Source organism: Streptomyces sp. NPDC048018 (assembly GCF_043202995.1).
GTDB lineage: Bacteria > Actinomycetota > Actinomycetes > Streptomycetales > Streptomycetaceae > Streptomyces.
In genome coordinates this window covers 850,659-871,071 of record NZ_JBIDBK010000002.1, presented here as the reverse complement: position 1 = coordinate 871,071, position 20,413 = coordinate 850,659, and the positions used below count along the sequence as shown (strand labels likewise).

Annotated in this window: 16 protein-coding genes; 7 read left to right on the top strand and 9 right to left on the bottom strand. The window is 71.4% G+C overall.

The genetic code is table 11. The features are described 5' to 3' along the window. Positions 1-648: 648 nt before the first annotated feature. The 9 genes from ACGF1Z_RS09865 to rfbB all read right to left on the bottom strand — a co-directional run bounded on the left by ACGF1Z_RS09865 (position 649) and on the right by rfbB (position 13,537). Positions 649-2,205, bottom strand: a complete 1,557-nt coding sequence (locus ACGF1Z_RS09865) for a DUF6020 family protein (RefSeq protein ID WP_393001830.1) — start codon at positions 2,203-2,205, stop codon at positions 649-651. Next, the gene (locus tag ACGF1Z_RS09860; RefSeq protein WP_393001828.1) at positions 2,202-5,768 is read right to left on the bottom strand and encodes a CDP-glycerol glycerophosphotransferase family protein; all 3,567 of its coding nucleotides are present in this window, start codon (positions 5,766-5,768) and stop codon (positions 2,202-2,204) included. Before ACGF1Z_RS09860 ends, ACGF1Z_RS09865 begins: the two co-directional genes overlap by 4 nt. 70 nt (positions 5,769-5,838) lie before the next feature. Continuing rightward, on the bottom strand, positions 5,839-8,094 hold the full coding sequence (locus ACGF1Z_RS09855) for a CDP-glycerol glycerophosphotransferase family protein (protein ID WP_393001826.1): 2,256 nt from the start codon (positions 8,092-8,094) through the stop codon (positions 5,839-5,841). A 124-nt stretch (positions 8,095-8,218) separates the two neighbouring features. Next, positions 8,219-9,142 carry a glycosyltransferase family 2 protein gene (locus ACGF1Z_RS09850; RefSeq protein WP_393001824.1) on the bottom strand — a complete coding sequence of 308 codons (924 nt, stop codon included), beginning with the start codon at positions 9,140-9,142 and terminating at the stop codon, positions 8,219-8,221. Further along, positions 9,139-9,873, bottom strand: a complete 735-nt coding sequence (locus ACGF1Z_RS09845) for a glycosyltransferase family 2 protein (RefSeq protein ID WP_393001822.1) — start codon at positions 9,871-9,873, stop codon at positions 9,139-9,141. Before ACGF1Z_RS09845 ends, ACGF1Z_RS09850 begins: the two co-directional genes overlap by 4 nt. Continuing rightward, on the bottom strand, positions 9,870-10,244 hold the full coding sequence (locus tag ACGF1Z_RS09840; RefSeq protein WP_393001820.1) for a DUF2304 domain-containing protein: 375 nt from the start codon (positions 10,242-10,244) through the stop codon (positions 9,870-9,872). The genes ACGF1Z_RS09845 and ACGF1Z_RS09840 overlap by 4 nt, the downstream gene beginning before the upstream one ends. A gap of 145 nt (positions 10,245-10,389) precedes the next feature. Continuing rightward, positions 10,390-11,658, bottom strand: a complete 1,269-nt coding sequence (locus ACGF1Z_RS09835) for a lipopolysaccharide biosynthesis protein (protein WP_393001818.1) — start codon at positions 11,656-11,658, stop codon at positions 10,390-10,392. After that, complete coding sequence (rfbD, locus tag ACGF1Z_RS09830; protein WP_393001816.1) at positions 11,655-12,551, bottom strand: dTDP-4-dehydrorhamnose reductase; 897 nt, start codon at positions 12,549-12,551, stop codon at positions 11,655-11,657. The genes ACGF1Z_RS09835 and rfbD overlap by 4 nt, the downstream gene beginning before the upstream one ends. Beyond that, entirely contained in the window at positions 12,548-13,537 is a 990-nt protein-coding gene (rfbB, locus tag ACGF1Z_RS09825) for a dTDP-glucose 4,6-dehydratase (protein ID WP_393001814.1), read from the bottom strand. The genes rfbD and rfbB overlap by 4 nt, the downstream gene beginning before the upstream one ends. 126 nt (positions 13,538-13,663) lie before the next feature. Here rfbB and rfbA point away from each other — a divergent pair, with 126 nt between their 5' ends. The 7 genes from rfbA (at position 13,664) to ACGF1Z_RS09790 (ending at position 20,202) form a co-directional block, all read left to right on the top strand. Continuing rightward, complete coding sequence (rfbA, locus tag ACGF1Z_RS09820; protein ID WP_393001812.1) at positions 13,664-14,542, top strand: glucose-1-phosphate thymidylyltransferase RfbA; 879 nt, start codon at positions 13,664-13,666, stop codon at positions 14,540-14,542. 28 nt (positions 14,543-14,570) lie between these two features. Then, a complete protein-coding gene (rfbC, locus tag ACGF1Z_RS09815; protein WP_393001810.1) occupies positions 14,571-15,176 on the top strand; it encodes a dTDP-4-dehydrorhamnose 3,5-epimerase in 606 nt (201 codons plus the stop codon). Between the two features lie 90 nt (positions 15,177-15,266). Continuing rightward, positions 15,267-16,256 carry a UDP-glucose 4-epimerase GalE gene (gene galE, locus ACGF1Z_RS09810; protein ID WP_393001808.1) on the top strand — a complete coding sequence of 330 codons (990 nt, stop codon included), beginning with the start codon at positions 15,267-15,269 and terminating at the stop codon, positions 16,254-16,256. Positions 16,257-16,332: 76 nt separating this feature from the next. Continuing rightward, positions 16,333-17,454 (top strand): glutamate 5-kinase, encoded by a 1,122-nt coding sequence (proB, locus tag ACGF1Z_RS09805; protein WP_376630387.1) that lies wholly within the window; start codon positions 16,333-16,335, stop codon positions 17,452-17,454. A 170-nt stretch (positions 17,455-17,624) separates the two neighbouring features. Beyond that, positions 17,625-18,107 (top strand): hypothetical protein, encoded by a 483-nt coding sequence (locus ACGF1Z_RS09800; RefSeq protein ID WP_393001806.1) that lies wholly within the window; start codon positions 17,625-17,627, stop codon positions 18,105-18,107. Positions 18,108-18,212: 105 nt separating this feature from the next. After that, entirely contained in the window at positions 18,213-19,496 is a 1,284-nt protein-coding gene (locus tag ACGF1Z_RS09795; RefSeq protein WP_393001804.1) for a glutamate-5-semialdehyde dehydrogenase, read from the top strand. Between the two features lie 88 nt (positions 19,497-19,584). Continuing rightward, entirely contained in the window at positions 19,585-20,202 is a 618-nt protein-coding gene (locus ACGF1Z_RS09790) for a hypothetical protein (protein ID WP_393001802.1), read from the top strand. Positions 20,203-20,413: the final 211 nt, after the last annotated feature.

The window sequence follows — 20,413 nt, the reverse complement described above, 5'->3', positions numbered from 1 at the left end:
GAGTTCGAGGCGTTCTGGCGTCCGGGTCGGTGTGTGGGCCCCTGCCGGGTGTGTCCGGTGGGGGCCCGCGTGTGTCGGCGGACGGAGTCCGGCGTAGCGGTCCGATGCCTGGGAGGCCCCTTGGGGCCGAGCGGTGCGAGGGCTGCGGTGAGCGATCCTGCCCACCGCCTGGAGGCCCCCCGTCCGGCGACGCAGCGTCGTCGGGACCGTCAGGCGGAGCGTGACGACGCGCAGCGGGAGTTCGACGAGTTCGAGGCGTTCTGGCGTCCGGGTCGGTGTGTGGGCCCCTGCCGGGTGTGTCCGGTGGGGGCCCGCGTGTGTCGGCGGACGGAGTCCGGCGTGGCGGTCCGATGCCTGTGAGGCCCCTTGGGGCCGAGCGGTGCGAGGGCTGCGGTGAGCGATCCTGCCCACCGCCTGGAGGCTCCCCGTCCGGCGACGCAGCGTCGTCGGGATCGTCAGGCGGAGCGGGATGACGCGCAGCGGGAGTTCGACGAGTTCGAGGCGTTCTGGCGTCTGGGTCGGTGTGTGGGCCCCTGCCGGGTGTCCGGTGGGCTCCTTCTCGGCTGTTCTGCCGCCCGCGGGTACGCGAAAGGGGCCCGGCTCCTCCGGTGAGGAGGAGCCGGGCCCCTTTCGTGATGCGTCAGAGCGTCACGCGACCGGTTCGGGCTCCGGGTCCGGGTCCGAGGTCGGCTCGGAGGACCGCTTCGGCTCCGGCTTCGGCTCCGTGGGCTGGGAGCGCCGGGTGAAGCGGGGCTTCGCGCCGATCAGCGGGAGGCACATGATGCCGATGAACATCGGGGCGAACATGTACCGGGCCAGCGGGGCCGGGTTCGCGGCCACGACCGTCAGCTGGAGCGCCAGCGGGATCGACAGCAGGGCCACCGGCGCCCACGTGCGGTGCTTGCGGGAGAACGCCAGGACGATCGCGTACGCCGCGTAGCACCAGATGGCGCCGCGGAAGAGGAGCCACTGCAGCTGCGGGGTCTTGCTGGCCTGCCACACGAAGTACGCCGCGTGGTTCAGCTTGTAGGACAGCGGACGGATCTTCATGATCGGGCGGTACGGGCTGTCCCGGACCTCGTCGTTCCAGTCCGCCCAGCCGTACAGGTTCTTCGGCACGGACGGCGGGCTGATGAGGGTGTGGCCCATCTTGTCCACCGGCCCGGGGAACGGCGACCACGCGATGTGCGAGCGGCACAGGCGCGCCGAGATCATCCGGTCCGGCGTGCGGTCCAGCACCCGGAACCACAGGTCGAGCAGCTGGTCGTTGTACTTCGCCGCCGCCTTGCGGTTCATCGGCTTCTGCATCGCCCAGTCGGCGTTGTAGCAGTTGGACGCCCGGCCCTTCCAGTGGTCCAGCGGCGCGACCTTCGCCATGAGCTGCTTGTCGGCCTTGGTGAAGGTCTGCGGAACCTGCCCGTACACGACCGCGATGTCCGCGTAGTTCATCGCGTACACCTGGTCCTTGGTCGGCGTCTTCACGCCGAGGCCCGGATAGATCACCGTGTTGAGGACCGCGGAGACCAGCACCGGAACGACCGTCGCGAACAGCAGCCAGCGGCGCATCTTCGGCAGCGTCAGCAGCAGCACCGGCACCGCGATGACCGCGACCAGCAGGCCGTTGTTGCGGAAGATGCCCATGCACAGGAAGCCGAGGAACAGCATCGCGATCTCGTTGCGGAAGGCCTTGTCCCGCACCTGGGACTCGCCCCGCAGCCGGCGCACGGCCAGTCGGCCCGCCGCACCGAAGGCGAGGACCGCGCCGATCGAGAACGGCACGTCCTTCCACACGTAGATGACGAACGTGCCGATCGACGGCAGCAGCGCGCACGCCACCGCCGCGGTGAACAGCCACTTCCCCTTGACCCCGAACATCCGCAGCGTCACGGCCACGTAGGCGAGCGCCGCGGCCATCGCCACGGACTGCAGGAGGGTCAGGACCGCCAGGTCACCGGTGATCTGGATGGACAGCCAGACCAGAGCGTCGTACGCCACCGAGTGGTTGGACATCCAGTGGCCGGTGGTGACGTGCCACACGTACGAGATGGAGTCGTAGCTCATCCCGCCCGGGTAGAACGCCGCCCACCAGACCAGGTAGATCAACTGGGTCGCGGCGTACACGGCCAGCGGCAGGCGCCGCCGGACGGGGATCCGCTCCACTATCCGGTTCATCCGGTTCACGAAGGAGATGGAAGACGTGGTCAACGCTGCTCCGCGGGCTGCTCGGTGGACGGGCGTTCGGGGTGGGCGAGCTCCAGCATCCGGCGGATGACCCGCTCGGAGGCGTGGCCGTCGTCGAGGTCGCAGAACACCTCGCGGAACTCGCGGTACGCGTCGGTGAACCCGGCGCTGATCCGGTCGATGTCCCCGAGGGCCTCGATGAGTTCGTCCGACGTCTGGAGCAGCGGACCGGGAGCCCGCTTCTCGAAGTCGAAGTAGAAGCCGCGGAGCTGGTCGCGGTAGTACTCGAGGTCGTACGTGAAGAACAGCATCGGGCGGCCGGTGTTCGCGAAGTCGAACATCAGCGAGGAGTAGTCGGTGACCAGGACGTCGGTGATGAGGAACAGCTCCGCGATGTCCGGGTAGCTGGACACGTCGAAGACGAAGCCGTCACCGGCGCCGGGCACGGCGTCCACGATGTTGGAGTGCTTGCGGACGAGCAGCACGTGGTCGTCGCCGAGCCGCTCCGCCGCCTTGGTGATGTCCAGACGGAGATCGAACTTGTAGTTGCCGGCCTGGTAGAACTGGTCGTCCCGCCAGGTCGGCGCGTACAGCACGACCTTCTTGCCCTCGGGCAGTCCGATCCGCTCCCGTACCGCGCGGGCCAGGTCCTCCGTCTTGGGGGACAGCAGCACGTCGTTGCGCGGGTAGCCGGACTCCAGGATCTCCCCGTCGTACTGGAACGCGCGCTTCATGATCGGCGTCGAGAACCGGTTCGGGGAGATCAGGAAGCTCCAGCTGGGGGTCTCCTCGGCCACCTTCTGCAGGTACTTGCGGTCCGCGAACTGCACGCTGTCGATGTCGTGGCCGATCCGCTTGAGCGGGGTGCCGTGCCAGGTCTGCACGATCACCTGGCCCTCACGGCGCCGGATCCAGAACGGCAGGTGCGTGTTGGTGACGATGTAGCGGCTGTTGCCCAGCGCCTCGTACCACTCGCGGCTCCAGCGGCGGATGACCCGCACGCCCTCGGGGATCTCGGCGCGGCGGTCCTCCACGACCCAGACGTGCTCCAGGTCGGAGCCCTGCCGGAGCAGCTCCTCGTAGACCGCGCGCGGCGAGTCGGAGAACTGGCGGCCGGAGAAGGACGCGTACACGACGGTGTCCTTCAGCGGCGTGTTCCGCGCCTCCTGGTAGACCGTGGTGCGCATCTCGCGCTGGCGGAACCAGCCGACGTCCTCGGTGTCCAGGTCGGGCGCGGCCTCGACGAGCAGCCGGTCGTAGAAGCGGTGGGTCAGCGCGTAGTCGCGGCCGCGCACCGTGAAGGAGACCGGCAGGGTGCCGAGGGTCGAGGGCACGGCCCGGATCGGCACCTCGACACGGCTGTCGGCGGACCGCACGAACAGGTACCAGCGGCCCTGGCGCAGCGGCACCTTGGTGAGACCGCCGGGCACCGGGAGGAAGTCGGCCCGGAAGGTGCCGTCCTCGACGGTGACCGGGTGGCTGTGCTCCTCGGCGTGCCGGCTGTGGCGCAGCACCAGCTCCAGCGGCTCGGTGACGGACGACGGCAGCGCGCCGGTGAGGACGATGCGGCCCTCGGCGCCGACGGTGGCCTCCGCGACCATGGGCTGCACCGGCTGGGTGCGCAGCACGAGCCGGCCGACGCCGTCGTTGGTGACGGCGACGGTACGGGAGCCCCACGGGGTGGAGTCCGTGCCGTCGAACGGGTACTGGCGGCCCAGGTCGCCCTCGCGGTCGTCCACGGCCACGGGGTGGTTCTTCCTGCCGAGCCGCAGGTCGACCGCCCACTTGTCGGTGACCTCCAGGTCCTCCGAGTCCCGGCCCTCGACGTCGAGGTCGGCGAGCGGGACCCGCACCGTGAAGCCGGCGCCCTCGCGGGTGACCGGGAACTCCAGCGTGGCCTCGGAGGTGCCGTGGGTGAGCTGGATCACGGGCTTGGCGTCCGCCGCGGCGGCCTCGTGACCGAGGACACCGGACAGTTCGAGGACCCCGTCTACGAGCCGGTGGCCGGTCAGCCTGGCGCGGACCCTGTCGACCCGCAGGTACAGGTGGGCGTCGGCGACGAACGGGATGACCCGCACGTCCTTCTCGACCCAGTGCTGGGCGGGGCTCTCGGCGCTGCCGCTCTCGCCGGCCTTCAGCCGGGTGCGGCGCACCACGCCCTCCTGCACGGTGGCGACGGTGAGCCGCCACACGGCGTCGCGCCAGCCGCCGCGGCCCTTCAGCTTGGCCGGGTTGAGGTCGAGCGAGAAGCCGGACCAGTCGTAGTTGTGCAGGGACTGGCCGGAGGTCTGGGTGGCCTTGGGCGCCCGGGTGCGGCTGGGCCGGACCAGGACGGTGCGCCGGCTGCCGGTCTCCCGCAGCATCAGCACGCGCAGCGAGGGCTTCGGCTTCGGGGCGGCCAGGTTGCGGATGTAGGCGTGGCCGTCGAGGTGCAGCCGGCCGCCGCGCCAGACGACCTCCTCCACCCGGGCGCGGGCGGAGAACTCGGAGCCGACCCGCAGCAGGTCGCGGGGGACGCCCTTGCCCTTGTCGAGCACCGGGTAGTCGGCGAAGTGCCGCAGGCCCTGGCGGGTGACCGGGATGGCCTGGCCGGTCTCGCGCTCGAAGGCGATCAGGTCCAGGAGCTCGTCGAAGCGGCCCTGGGTGATCAGGTGGCACTTGAGCCGGAGCGACACGTCGACGCGGGCGAGGACCTTGGGGTCGACCCGGCTGAGGAAGTCGGCCGCGCCCCGCATGAACAGCTCGCGGAACTCCTCACCGGCCTCGTCGAGCACGCCCATGAAGAGCGGCAGCTCGTCGCTGATGAAGATCTGGTCGTACCAGCGCTTGTGCTCCGCGTACGCCTCGCCCGGCTGGGAGGCGAGGAACCGGCTCACGGAGTCGCACGACCTTATGCGGTCGCGGACGTTGACCGGCTCGGTCCGCCGCTGGGTGATCGAGGGGGCGCCGCCGGTCCGCTGCCGCCACAGGTACACCGGCTCGCCGAGCACGTCCACGCTCCTGGCCTGGAAGTGGGCCGGGAGGGTGACCGGGGCGTCCTCGTAGAGGATGCCGGGGAACTCGAAGGCGTGCTTGTCCCAGAAGGAGCGGCGGAAGACCTTGTTCCACGCGGTGCGGTCGTAGACGAGCTGCTTGTCGCGGGTGATGTGGGTCTTGTCACGGTCCTTGGAGAGGCGCTTCTGGTGCAGCGGCGAGGGCAGGATCTCGCCCGCCTTGAGCAGGTTCACGTTGCCGCTGGCGAAGTCGGAGCCCGTCGCGTCGAGCTTGGCGACGAAGCGCTCGTAGGTGTCGGGCAGCACGATGTCGTCGCTGTCGACGAACGCGAGGTACTCGGTGCCGTCCGTGAGGTGCGCGACACCGGTGTTACGGGCGGGCCCCAGCCCCTTGTTCTCCTGCGCGACGACGCGGAACCGCTTGTCCTTCCCGGCCCACGCGTGCGCGATCGCGAGGCTGCCGTCCGAGGAGCCGTCGTCGACGACGACCGCCTCCCAGTCGGTGAACGTCTGGTCGGCGATGGACTGCAGGCACTCGTCGAGAAAGAGCTCCACGTTGTATACGGGAACGACTACTGACAGGCGGGGAGGCATTGGGTACTGCGCCTTTCCTCAAGGTGTTTCGTTCGTGACGGCGACGTACGGCTCGCCGGACACGGTAGCTCTAGCCGCGGGTGCGAGGGGTCGGGCGCTCCGGGGGGAGCACCACCGGCGGAACATTCTCTTCGTTCAGGAAGACCTTGCGTACCACGCGCTCGGCGGCGTGACCGTCGTCGAACTCACAGAACCGCCTCCGGAACTCCGTCCGCAGTTTCGCGGAGTCGGCGTCGGACCAGCGTCCGGAGAGGAAGACGTCCAGAAGCTCGGGCTCGGTTTCCACCACGTGGCCGGGGGACTCGACGTGGATGTCGAAGTAGGTGCCGCGGGTCGCGCGGTACACCTCCCAGTCGTTGGCGAAGATCACGACCGGCCGGTCGAGGAGGGCGTAGTCGAACATCAGCGACGAGTAGTCGGTGAGCAGACAGTCGGCCGCCAGGAACAGCTCTTCGAGTGAGGGGTGCCGGCTGACGTCGACGATGCCGGCGGCCGCCTCCCGGCCGTTGCCACCCGGGTTCTCCAGGTGGAAGTAGTGGGCCCGGGACAGGACGGTGAAGCCCTCGCCGAGCTCGGCCGCCAGGTGCTCGAGGTCGAGCAGCGGCTGCGGCACGCTCTGGTAGTCGCGGTGGGTCGGCGCGTACAGGACGACCGTGCTGCCGGCGGCCAGGCCCAGCTTCTCGCGGGCCGCGCGCCGGTCCTCCTCGGTGGCCTTCACCAGCACGTCGTTGCGCGGGTAGCCGTAGTCCAGCGAGCGGTACCCGGCCGGGTAGGCGCGATCCCAGACAGCGGTGGTGAAGCTGTTGGAGGAGACGCTGTAGTCCCAGCGGTCCACCCGCTCCATGAGCGCCTTCATGTCGAGCTCGCCCTGCGCGACGGGGAACTCGGCCAGGTCGACGCCCATCCGCTTGAGCGGGGTGCCGTGGTGGGTCTGCACGTGGATCTGGCCGGGGCGCTTGACCACCCGGGTGGGGAAGTTCACGTTGTTGACGAAGTACTTCCCGCGGGCCATGGCGCGCCAGAAGCCGAAGGAACCGGGGTGCACGACGTTCGTGCCGGGCGGCGGGGTGTTGCGCGCGCCGGGCTTGAGGACCCAGGTGGTCTTCACCTTCGGCGCCAGTTCGAGCAGCTTCTGGTGGACCGCGGCCGGGTTGCAGGCGTAGTCGGTGTTCCAGTACGCGGCGAAGACCGCCGTGTCGTTCTGCACCGGCAGCATCCGCTGGGCCCGGTAGTAGCCGGCCAGGACCGCGGTGCGCAGCGGCTTGCGCAGCTTGCGCGGCGCCGCCTTGGCGCGGCGCGCCACCCGGTACGCGCGCCGGGCGGCGCCGCGCAGCGGGGCGGGCAGCTTGGCCGCCACGGCCTTGCGGGAGGAGGAGCCGCCGGTGGCCCGCGGGCCGGTGTGCCCGGCGGGGCGCAGGGTCGCCGCGTAGCGCATGTGCTTGGCGTGGAACTCCGCGCGGGCCTCGTCCGGGAGGCGGCCGGGGGACCTCTCGACCACCCGGAAGTGGGTGATCATGCGGTCGAACAGCGGGCCGCGCCAGCGGTCGAACTCGGGGTGCGCGTCGAGGAACGCGAAGACCTTGTCGTACTGGTCGAAGACGTCGAAGTGCTTGCGGCTGGTGCTGTGCAGGATGCTGCCCTGACGGCGCTGGCGGTAGTGCACGCAGATCCGCGGCAGCACGGCGATCGACTCGGCCGCGACCAGCACCGGATAGGTCCAGGGGGTGTCCTCGTAGTAGCCGACCGGGTACTCGAAGCCCCAGCGGTCGAGGAAGTCACGGCGGTACGCCTTGTTCCACGCGACCTGCAGCAGGTCGAGCAGGCCCGGGTTGTCGGCCAGGCCGACGGCGCCGCGCGGGCTGTCGGCGAGCACCTTCGCCTTGGCGTTGGGGGCGATCCGGCCGTCCCAGTGGGTCCGCGCGTAGTCGAAGACCAGCAGCTCCGGGTCGCCGGTCTCGGCGAGCCGCTGCGCGATCGCCGCCAGCGAGCCGGGCAGCATGGTGTCGTCGCTGTCCAGGAACAGCAGGTAGGTGCCCCTGGCCCGGGCCATGCCGGCGTTGCGGGCGCGGCCCAGTCCGACGTTCTCGGTGAGCTGCACCGCCACGACCCGCGGGTCCACCGCCGCGTACTCGTCCATGATCACGCCGCAGGCGTCGGGCGAGGCGTCGTTGACCGCGATGAGCTCGAAGTCCCGGAAGGACTGGCCCAGGACGGAGTCGAGGCAGTCCCGCAGGTACGCCTCGACGCCGTAGGCCGGAACGATGATGCTGAACCGGGGAGCGGCTGCGTCGTCGGACGGGCGTTCTGCTGCTTGCGAGGGAGTCATGAGGGCGTGGCTTCCGGACGGACGAGGGGCGGACGAGGAGCGGCCGGGACGGGCGTCCGGCGGCCGCGTACGGACAGAACTCCGCGGGGCGGCGGGAGTGGTCCCGCCGCCCCGCGGGGGTCGGTCATCGTGCGTTGGTCAGGGCGTACCCCAGCAGACTGCGTACGGCTGCCGACTGGCGATGGCGCAAGGCTCCCGGGACCATCGTCAGCGCGTGGAGCCGCATCGACAGATGGCGCCGGGCGGCGCGGGCGGCCTTGGGCCAGCCGTGTCCGTCGAGTTCGTCGGCCACTTCGTTGAAGAAGCGGACGGCCTCGCCGAAGCGGGCGCCCGAGACGGCCTCGGAGGAGGACAGGCTGCCCGAGTGGCGCCGGTAGCGGAAGGCGGTGGCCGGCTCGACCACCAGCTTCTCGCCGCGCCGGATCAGCTCGATGATCAGCGCCAGGTCCTGGATGACCGACAGGTCCTCCCGGAAGCTGATCTCCTTGACGGCGTCGGCGCGCCACACGATCGAGGGGAAGTAGAGCCAGTTGCCGCCGAGCAGGTTCGCGGCGAGCGGCTCACCGGAGAGCACCAGCCGGCGGCCGGTGTTCTTCGGGGCGTACAGGCGCTTCTTCACCTCGTCGCCGAGCGACGTGGAGGTGTTGCCGAGCTCGTCGATGACCTCGACGCCCGGCTGGTAGATCGCGGCGTCGGGCACGGCCGCGACGGCGGCGCGCATGGTCTCGACATAGGTCGGCAGCAGCAGGTCGTCACTGCCGAGCATGGTGAAGTGGGTGGACTCCACCAGGTCGACGCACTTGCGGAAGTTCCGGGTGATGCCCAGGTTCTGCTCGTTGCGCTGGTACCGGACCCGGTCGTCGCCGAGCGAGGCGAACCACTCGGGGACGTCCGGCTCCCTGCCGTCGTCGACGACGGTCAGCCGCCAGTCCTTGTCGGTCTGGTCGAGCACACTGCGCACCGCGGCCTGCATCAGGGCGGTGTCGCCGTAGTGCGGCAGCATGATGTCGAGCGTGCCGAGGCCCTCCGTCCCGCGCACCGCCGTCACTTGCCCTTCCCCTTGGGGCCGAGGGCGGAGCGGCGGCTGAGCGCGAGCAGCAGGATCATGCCGATCCGGCCGAGGTAGAGCGTGGCCTTCCACGGGGACTGGCTGGGCGTGCCGGTGGCGCGCGGGCGCATCGCGACGGGCACCTGCTCGACGCGGTAGCCGGCGCGGACGACGGCGATCGTGGACTCCACGGTGTCGCCCAGGTACTCCACCGGGTACCAGTGCGCGAAGACGTCGATCAGGTCGCGGTTGGAGGCGCGGAAGCCCGAGGTGACGTCGGTCAGCCTGGTCCTGGCCATCCGTGACAGCCAGAAGGCGAGCACCTTCATGGCCCACTTGCGGGGGCCGCGGGTCTCGTAGTCGCCGGTGCCGGCGAAACGCGCGCCCATGACGAGGTCGGCGCCGGTGTCCAGGCGCGCGAGGAGCTCGGGGACGTTGCGCGGGTCGTGCTGGCCGTCGGCGTCGACCTGGATGGCGACGTCGTAGCCGCGGTCGTGCGCGTAGCGGTAGCCGGCGCGCATCGCGCCGCCCACGCCGAGGTTGTACGGAAGCGTCATGACGGTCGCGCCGGCACCGCGCGCCACGGCGCTGGTGTCGTCGGCGGAGCCGTCGTCCACGACGAGGACGTCGACGCCCGGCAGCGTGGTGTGGACCTCCTTGATGACGTCGGCGACGCCCTCGGCCTCGTTCCACGCGGGCATGATGATGAGTACGCGCTTGCCGTCGATCACTTCCGGCCCCCCTGCGCGGCCCCGTCGGTCTTCTCCGCGAGCTGCCCGCGGAGTTCCTGTACGTCGATGCGGAGCAGTGCCACTTCCTCCGAAAGGGTGCGGCCCTCCTCTTCCAGGTGACCCACCTCCCAGCTGAGCTGGAGACAGACGATGAAGAGGAACGCCACGCTGAGGAAGAGGATCAGGCTGACGCCCGAGGCCACCCCCACCGCGCTGGCGACGGAGTCGAGACCGCGCGGGAAGAAGCCGAGCGGAATGATCACCAGTCCGGTGAGCACCCACAGGAAGGCGTACTTCTCCTTGAGCTTGCGGCGGCGCAGCAACTCGATGATGCACGCGACGAGAAAGACTCCGGTGACCGAAGTCAGCATCCACAACTTCACGCGGGGCTCCGGTCTATCGGACGACTCATGGAAAGGGCCTGTCTACTTCCGAAGAGGGGGTGAAAAGGCGCCGTAAGGCTGTAGCCCACTGTCCGGCGCGGGGTCACGGAGAGTGAGGGAATGGTGATCATTCCTATGAGTGGACCGAACGGTAGCCTACACGAGAGCGAAGAACGAGAGTCATCACGGTGACGACCGCCAGGGACCCCACGGCATAGGCGACCTCGACCCTGGTGCGCAGCTCCAGCGGACTCAGCGTGACCGCCAGGAGAACGCCCGTTCCCACGATCCAGGCCAGCAGCTGCTGCCGCGCGGCGCCACTCGTGAGAAGTGCCTGGCCGAGCACCATGGCTAGCATGTAGAACGTCGTGCCGAGCGCCAGCCACATGAAGTCCACCGGCCCCAGCACGTCCGGCGAACCGAAGAGCACCGGCAGCAGCAGGGGCCCCAGCGCGATCGCGCCGACGCCGAAGGCCGCGCCCAGACCCGCCGTGATCCCGCTCGCCCGCAGCAGCAACCGTCGGTAGCCGGCGCTGTCGCCCTCGGCCTGCGCCGTCGACAGCCCCGCGAGCAGCGAGGCCTGGAAGGCGCCGAAGGCGAACAGCGGCACCCGGGCCAGGACCAGCGCCGAGAGCAGCGCGGCCACCAGGGCGCTGTCGTCCGTCGAGATCAGCTTGGTGCTGATCACCGCGATGTTGACCAGCACCTGCGCCAGCAGCGTCGAACCGACGAGCAGGCCCAGGTGCTCGATGAGCTCCCGCCAGTGCGCCGTCGAACCGGGCCGCGCCCCGCGCAGCACCGGCGGCAGCGTGACGAGCACCGCGATCAGCGGCGCCACGGTCATCACCGCGGCGAACACGAAGGCGGACGTCACCCCGGCGAGCGCCAGGGCCACCGAGAGCACGATCCGCAGCAGGCCGTCGAGACCCAGCTGCAGCCCGTACGCCTCGAAGCGGCCGAGCCCGGCCAGTATGCCGCGGGTGACATGCGCGCAGGCCAGCGCCGTGAAGGCGCCGCCGAGCGCGAGGATCAGGCTGCGGTCCCCGTGGAAGAACAGGTCGGCCAGCGGCCCCGCGAACACCGCGAGCGGCACCAGCACCGCCGCGAGCAGTCCGAAGGACAGCGCCGCCCCGCGCTTCAGCACGGGCAGGGCGCCGTCCCCGGCCACCACGCGGGCGGCCACCACCCGGGTGACCTCCTGCTCGACGGGGAAGAACAGGCCGAGGCCTATGGAGGCGACGACCGTCCACAGGACGGAGAAGCTCGCCATGTCGTCGACGGACAGCGAGTGGCCGGCCGCCGCGAGATGCACGTAGTTGGCCCCGCCGAGCAGCGCGGTGCCGATGCCGACGAAGGCCGTACCGCGCGGCAGGGCCGTGGTGATCCGGTCGAGCAGGGTCACGCGCCGGACCGTCCGCCCGGTGCCAGGGTCCGCAGCGCCTCGGTGAGCTGGTCGCGCCAGTGCGGCTGCGGGGCCACGCCCGCCTCCGCCCAGCGCTCGTGCGCGAGCACGCTGTAGGAGGGCCGGCGCGCGGGGCGCACGAACTTCTCCGACGTGGTCGGCCGCACCCGCTCCGGGTCCAGGCCGGTCAGCTCGAAGGCCGCCCGCGCCAGGTCGAACCAGGTCCCCGTCCCGGAGGCCGTGCCGTGGTAGACGCCCGCCGGGGCCCTGCCCGCGACGGCCGCCTCGCCCAGGTCGCGCAGCTGGCGGGCCAGGGCGCGGGTCCAGGTCGGCTGACCGCGCTGGTCGTCGACCACGTCGACGGTCTCGCGCTGCTCGGCCAGGCCGAGCATCGTCGACACGAAGTTCCGGCCGTGCGCGCCGTACAGCCAGGCCGTGCGCACGACGTAGCCGCGCTCGGGCAGCAGCTCGGCGATCGCCTGCTCGCCGGCCAGCTTGCCGCGGCCGTAGGCGTTGACCGGGGAGGTCGGGGCGTCGTGCCGGTAGGGCTCGGTGGCGTCGCCCGGGAAGACGTAGTCCGTGGAGACCTGCAGCAGCACGGCGCCGCTGTCGGCGCAGGCCGCCGCGAGGACCCGGGGGCCCTCGCCGTTGATCCGGGTGGCCGCGGCCTCCTCGGCCTCGGCACCGTCGACGTCGGTCCAGGCTGCCGCGTTGACGACCACGTCGTGGCCCTTCACGGCGGCACGCACGGCCTCGGTGTCGGTGATGTCCAGCTCGGCGCGGGTCAGCGCGGTGACGTCCGCGCCGGACTCGGCCAGGACCTCGGCGAGGTCACGGCCGAGCATTCCGGCGGCACCGGTGATCAGCCAGCGGATGGGGGCGTCGGCGCTCATCGGGCCAGCGCCGCCTTGGCCTTCAGCGGCTCCCACCACGAGCGGTTGTCGCGGTACCACTGGACGGTGGAGGCGAGGCCCTCCTCGAAGGTGACGAGCGGCCGGTAGCCGAGCTCCTCCTGGATCTTGGCGATCGACAGGGAGTAGCGCAGGTCGTGGCCCTTGCGGTCCTCGACGTGCTCGACCATGTCCCAGCCGGCGCCGCAGGCGTCGAGGAGCATGCCGGTGAGCTCCTTGTTGGTGACCTCGGTGCCGCCGCCGATGTGGTAGACCTCACCGGCTCGGCCGCCGCGCAGCACCATCTCGATGCCGCGGCAGTGGTCCGAGACGTGCAGCCAGTCGCGGATGTTCAGGCCCTCGCCGTACAGCGGCACCTTCTTCCCGTCCAGCAGGTTCGTGGTGAACAGCGGGATCATCTTCTCGGGGAAGTGGTACTGCCCGTAGTTGTTGGAGCAGCGGGTCACGACGACGTCCATGCCGTGCGTGCGGTGGTACGACAGGGCCAGCAGGTCCGAGCCGGCCTTGGAGGCCGAGTACGGGGAGTTCGGGGCGAGCGGCCAGTCCTCGGTCCACGTGCCCTCGGCGATGGAGCCGTAGACCTCGTCCGTGGAGACGTGCACGAAGCGGCCGACGCCGTGGCGCTTGGCGGCGTCGAGCAGGACCTGGGTGCCCAGCACGTTCGTGGTGACGAACGGCGAGGAGTCCAGGATCGAGCGGTCCACGTGCGACTCGGCGGCGAAGTGCACGACCGCGTCCTGACCGCGCATCGCGTCGTCGACCGTCGCGTAGTCGCGAATGTCGCCGTGGACGAACGTGTAGCCGGGCTTGTCCGCCACCGGGGCGAGATTGGCCTCGTTGCCCGAATAGGTGAGGTTGTCCAGGACGGTGACCTGGGCGCCCTCGCCCGAGGGCAGCTCTCCGGAGAGCAGTGCCCGCACGAACTGTGAACCGATGAACCCGGCGCCGCCGGTGACGAGAATCCTCATAAGGGCCACCATTCTATGGGCTGGGTGCGGGCCACCAGTTCGCCGGGCGTTCCGTGGCCGTTCTCACGGCCGTCCCGCAGGTGTGATGGTGAGCGGTCCCACGGTGCTGCCGTAGGCTGCGTGCCCATGCGTGGAATTTTGCTTGCCGGTGGTACCGGCTCCCGACTGTGGCCGATCACCCGAGCCGTGTCGAAGCAGCTGATGCCGGTCTTCGACAAGCCGATGATCTATTACCCCCTGTCGACCCTCGTGATGGCGGGGATCAAGGAGATTCTGATCATCACCGGGCCGGAGGAGCGCCCGCAGTTCGAGCGCCTTCTGGGCGATGGGTCCGATTTCGGACTGGACATCCAGTTCGCGACCCAGGAGCACCCCAACGGAATTGCCGAGGCATTCGTCATCGGTGAGGAATTCATCGGCGACGAGCCCGTCGCCCTGATCCTCGGCGACAACATCTTCCACGGCGTCGGCCTCGGCCGTCAGCTGGCCAGGTACCGGCAGCCCGAGGGCGGTGTGGTCTTCGCCCACGCCGTCTCCGACCCCACCGCCTACGGTGTCGTCGACTTCGACGAGAACGGCGTCGCCCGCTCCATCGAGGAGAAGCCGAAGAACCCCAAGTCCCGCTACGCGGTGCCGGGTCTCTACTTCTACGACAGCCGGGTCGTCGAGATCGCCAAGGGCCTGAAGCCCAGCGGCCGCGGCGAGCTGGAGATCACCGACGTCAACAAGCACTACCTCGACCGCGGCGAGCTCCAGGTCTCGGTCCTCGACCGCGGCACCGTCTGGCTCGACACCGGCACCTTCCAGTCCCTGGTCCAGGCCTCCGAGTACGTCCGCGTGGTCGAGGAGCGCCAGGGCATGAAGATCGGCTGCCTGGAGGAGGCCGCCTGGCGGGCCGGCTTCATCGACGACGAGCGGCTGCGCGCCCTCGCCGAGCCGCTGACCAAGAGCGGCTACGGGAACTACCTGCTCGACCTGCTCGCGTACGAAGCCGACCAGGCCTGACGGCCTTCAGAGAGGACCGACCGTTTCCATGAAGGTCAACCCGCTTGGCATCGAGGGTGCCTGGGAGTTCGTCCCGCAGCAGCACGGGGACGCCCGCGGCCTCTTCCTCGAGTGGTACAAGGCCGACGCGCTCGCCGAGGCCGTCGGTCACCCGCTCGGTCTGAAGCAGGGCAACCTCTCCGTCTCCGCCGCCGGGGTCGTGCGCGGCATCCACTTCGCCGACGTGCCGCCCGGCCAGGCGAAGTACGTGACCTGCGTGCGCGGCGCGGTGCTCGACATCATCGTGGACGTCCGGGTCGGCTCGCCGACCTTCGGCCGCTGGGAGGCCGTGCGCCTCGACGACAAGGACCGCAAGGCCGTCTACCTCTCCGAGGGCCTCGGCCACGGCTTCTGCGCGCTCACCGACGACGCCACCGTCACCTACCTCTGCTCCGAGGGCTACGCGCCGCAGCGCGAGCGCACGATCCACCCGCTCGACCCGGCGATCGGCATCGAGTGGCCGGTCGACGGCGAGCCCGAGCTCTCCGCCAAGGACGCCCAGGGCCCGACCCTGGAGCAGGCCCGCGAGGCCGGCATCCTGCCGGTGTACGAGGAGTGCCTGGCGTTCCGGGCCTCGCTCGCCGAGCGCGGCTGAGCCCCGGTCCTGGGCGGCGGCCCGGCGGTCCCCTCCGGGGCGGACCGCCGGGCCGCCGCTGTTTCGTCCCCTTCGCGCTAGGCTGCCCGGATGACGTGGCTCATCACCGGCGGCGCCGGCTACATCGGTTCCCATGTCGTCAAGTCCATGACCGAGGACGGCGAGCGGGTGGTCGTCCTGGACGACCTCTCCACCGGCGACCCGGCCAGGATCCCGGCGGGCGTGCCGCTGGAGCGCGGCAGCGTCCTCGACCGCCCCCTCCTCGACCGGGTGCTGCGCACGCACGCGGTCAGCGGGATCGTCCACCTCGCCGCGAAGAAGGCCGTGGGCGAATCCGTCGAGCGCCCCCTCCTCTACTACCGCGAGAACGTCGGCGGCCTCCAGGTCCTGCTCGAAGCCGCCGCCGGCGCCGGCGTCCGCGCCTTCCTCTTCTCCTCCTCCGCCTCCGTGTACGGGATGCCCGACACCGAGCTCGTGACCGAGGACACCCCCTGCGCCCCGCTCAGCCCCTACGGCGAGACGAAGGTCACGGGTGAGTGGATGGTGCGCTCCGCCGGACGCGCGCACGGCATGGCCACCGCCTGTCTGCGCTACTTCAACGTGGCCGGCACCGCCGAGGCCGCCCTCGCCGACACCGGCGTCTTCAACCTCGTCCCGATGGTCTTCCAGCGGCTCGACGCCGGCGAGCCGCCGCTGATCTTCGGGGACGACTACCCGACTCCCGACGGCACCTGCGTCCGTGACTACATCCACGTCGCCGACCTCGCCGACGCCCACCTCGCCACCGCACGCCGGCTCACCGAGTTCGCCGCGGCGGGGGAGTACCGCGACCTGACCCTCAACATCGGCCGCGGCGAAGGCGTCTCGGTCCGGGAGATGATCGACCTGGTCCGCGAGGTCACCGGCAGCGACGTCGCGCCCGAGGTCGTCGCCCGGCGTCCCGGCGACCCGGCCCAGGTCGTCGCCTCCGCCGAGCGGATCACCGCGGAACTGGGCTGGAAGGCCCGCCACGACGTGCGTTCCATGATCGCCTCGGCCTGGCAGGCGCACACCGGAGCCGCGGTCCAGCCGGTGGAATAGGCGGGCGGCGCCCGACACGGCTCGCGTAGATTGCCTGCCGAGCGAGAGCACGAGCAGGACGGCGAGGACGACGCAGGTGACAGTGGCCAGGCAGTACGTGACGGAAGCCCGCAGGATCGTCGTGAAGGTCGGGTCGTCCTCGCTGACCACCGCCTCCGGCGGTCTCGACGCCGACCGCGTCGACGCCCTCGTGGACGTCCTCGCCAAGGTCCGCAGCGGCGGCGAGAAGGAGATCGTCCTGGTCTCCTCCGGTGCCATCGCCGCGGGCCTCGCACCGCTCGGCCTCACCCGCCGCCCCAAGGACCTCGCCCGGCAGCAGGCCGCCGCCAGCGTCGGCCAGGGCCTGCTCGTGGCCCGCTACACGGCCTCCTTCGCCCGCTACGGGGTCCGCGTCGGCCAGGTCCTGCTCACCACGGACGACACCAGCCGCCGCGCCCACTACCGCAACGCCTACCGCACCCTCGACCAGCTGCTCGCCATGGGCGCCCTGCCGGTCGTCAACGAGAACGACACCGTCGCCACCGACGAGATCCGCTTCGGCGACAACGACCGGCTCGCCGCCCTCGTCGCCCACCTCGTCCGCGCCGACCTGCTCGTCCTGCTGTCCGACGTGGACGGCCTCTACGACGGCGACCCGTCGAAGCCCGGCACCTCGCGCATCGCGGAGGTCACCGGCCCCGCCGACATCGCCCACGTCGAGATCGGCTCCGCCGGCAAGGCGGGCGTCGGCACCGGCGGCATGGTCACCAAGGTCGAGGCCGCCCGGATCGCCGCCGCCGCGGGCATTCCCGTCGTCCTCACCTCCGCCGTCCGCGCCGCCGACGCCCTCGCCGGCCGCGACACCGGCACGTACTTCCACCGCACGGGCCGCCGCTCCGCCGACCGGCTGCTCTGGCTCGCCCACGCCTCCACGCCGCAAGGCGCGCTCACCCTCGACGACGGGGCGGTGCGCGCCGTGGTCGAGGGCAAGAAGTCGCTGCTCGCGGCCGGGATCGCCGCCGTCGAGGGCGAGTTCACCGCCGGCGACCCGGTGGAACTGCGCGACACCTCCGGCCACGCCGTCGCCCGGGGACTCGTCAACTTCGACGCCAAGGAGATCCCGCAGCTGCTCGGCCGTTCCACCCACGAACTCGCCCGCGCGCTCGGCCCGGAGTACGAGCGCGAGGTCGTCCACCGTGACGACCTCGTCGTGATGTGAACCGAAACGGCTGAAACTCTGGTCATCCGGTAGGGACCTTTACCAAAACCGCCCCATGCGTCGCCCCGGGCTGGTCAACTTTGTCTCGGGGACAACGAACAGGGCGGGGACGACAGCACGCGCAGCACACGCAGCAGCACCCAGCACAGGCATCACACAGGAGGCCGCCGGTGAGACGAGCGCGCCCAGGGGCGACCACGCCCCGCGGGACGGCCGAACGCGCCCTGACGAGCGTCGAGGCCGGAGCCGACTTCGACCAGTACGAGCAGGACCTTCCCGAGCAGAGGGCGGAGGCGACCCCGGACCGGGAGGTGTCCAAGCTCTGGCACATCACCCTCAGCGTCTCCGGGGCGGAGGCTCCGCTGACGGAGGTGCGCCGGGGCCTGGAACAGCTGGCCCACGACCACCCCTTCCTGCTGACCAGCCGCTATGCCAACGACCACGCCGAGATCCGCTACTGGGAGGAGGCCCGCGACCTCCACGACGCCGCGGCCGTCGCCCTGCGGCTGTGGGGCGAGCACCGGCAGACCGCCAAGCTGCCGCCCTGGGAGATCGTCGGCCTGGAGGTCATCGACCGAGAGACCTACCACCAGCGGATCGCCGAGGGCTACGGCCCCCCACCGGCGGCCCCGGTCGGCGTCCACCCGTACTGACGTCGACTTCCGGCCGTTCGGCAGCCGGCCACGGGGCGTCTCGCAGTGCGGGACGGCGGAGGGATACGTGAGGGATGTCCGCAGAGGTGCCAGTACCCTGCGGGCATGACCTCGCTCACGCCCTTCGACAACATGTCCCCGGTCACCCAGGCCGCCTACCGGGCCCGCGGCGCCGCCGCCGAGATCGCGCCACTCCCGCGCGCGACGAAGGACGACGCCCTCCTCGCCGTCGCGGACGCCCTGGAGGTCCGCACGGCCGAGATCGTCGAGGCCAACGGCGAGGACATCGCCCGTGCCCGTGAGGCCGGCACCAGCGAGGCCATCATCGACCGGCTGACCCTCACCCCCGAGCGGGTGCGGGCCATCGCCGCCGACGTCCGGCACGTGGCCGCCCTGCCCGACCCGGTCGGCGAGGTCGTCCGCGGCTCCACCCTCCCCAACGGCATCGACCTGCGCCAGGTCCGCGTCCCGCTCGGCGTCGTCGGCATCATCTACGAGGCCCGCCCCAACGTCACCGTCGACGCCGCGGCCCTCTGCCTCAAGTCCGGCAACGCGGTACTGCTGCGCGGCTCGTCCTCCGCCTACTCCTCCAACACCGCCCTGGTGACGGTCCTGCGCGACGCCGTCGGCGGTGCCGGACTGCCCGCCGACGCCATCCAGCTCGTCCCCGGCGAGTCCCGCGACTCGGTGCGCGAGCTCATGCGGGCCCGCGGCCTCGTCGACGTCCTCATCCCGCGCGGCGGCGCCTCCCTGATCAAGACCGTCGTGGAGGAGTCCACCGTCCCGGTCATCGAGACCGGCACCGGCAACTGCCACGTCTACGTCGACGCCCAGGCCGACCTCGACATGGCCGTCGAGATCCTGATCAACTCCAAGGCCCACCGGGTCAGCGTCTGCAACGCCGCCGAGACCCTCCTCGTCCACCAGGACATCGCCGCCGACTTCCTGCCGCGCGCCCTGGACGCCCTGGCCGAGGCCGGCGTCACCGTCCACGCCGACGACCGCGTCCTCGCCCATGCCGAGGGCAGCAAGGCCACCGTCGTCCCGGCCACCCCGGAGGACTGGGAGACCGAGTACCTCTCCTACGACATCGCCGCTGCCGTGGTCGACTCCCTCGACCGGGCCGTCGAGCACATCCGCCTGTGGTCCTCCGGCCACACCGAGGCCATCGTGACCACCTCCCAGGCCGCGGCCCGCCGCTTCACCCAGCTGGTCGACTCGACCACCGTCGCCGTCAACGCCTCCACCCGCTTCACCGACGGTGGACAGTTCGGCTTCGGCGCCGAGATCGGCATCTCCACCCAGAAGCTGCACGCCCGGGGCCCCATGGGCCTTCCGGAGCTCACCTCCACCAAGTACATCGTGACCGGCGACGGTCACGTTCGGTAATCACCGCCCCCTTCCGGCCTCCGGGACCGGGCAGGGACAGTTCGCGCTCTCCCTGCCCAAAACCCCCTCCCAGGTCTACGCTGAGTCCGTGCCGGACGACGTGGGGGGCACGCCGTTCCAGGACGGCGGGGACCCCGAGGACTCTGTCGACCGCGGAGGCGCCGACGAGGACTACGCCACCGTGGTCTTCGACGAGGACTTCGTGCGGGCCGCCACGGTCCACGAGCCGACCGCCGTCGAGCGGCTCCTCGCCGCCGCCCAGGCCCGTGCCGAAGCCGAGGCCGCCCGGGCCCGCGCCGTCGCCGGCCTCGCCGACGACGATCTCTACGAGGACGGCTACGACGCCGGCCGCCTCCCCGACGGTTACGACCCGGACGCCGCCGACGACGCCCTCGGCCCCTACGGCCCGCACGGCGGCGCCCTGCGCCCCTACCGGAGCAGCGCCCGCTGGCACCGCCCGGTGGCCTGGGTCCTCGCCCTGGTGATGGGCGTGGGCATGGTCGCCCTCGCCTTCAGCGCGGTCTACCGGGGCGCCTCCGCCAACCGCCAGGACCGCATCCCCCCGCCGGCCACCACCGGCGTCGACAAGCCCCGCACTGCGCCGTCCGCGGCCACCGGCGTCGACAAGCCCCGCACTGCGCCGTCCGCGGCCACCGCCTCCGCCCCGCCCGCCCCCGCCGTTCCCGCGGCCCCGGGCGCTCCCTAGGGTCCGGCGGGCGCGCCGGCCGCCTTCCGGGCCCTGCCGCCTTCCGGATCCTGCCGAGTTCCGGGCCCTGCCGCGTTCCGGATCCTGCGGGCCTCGCGGTGTCCGGTGCGCGCACCCGCCGCCTCACGGCGTCCGGCCACCGCCCCGTCCCCGCTGCGTTGCCGCCGGCCGCCTGGGCTCCGCCATCGCCCCGCCGGGGCTCCGCGTCGTT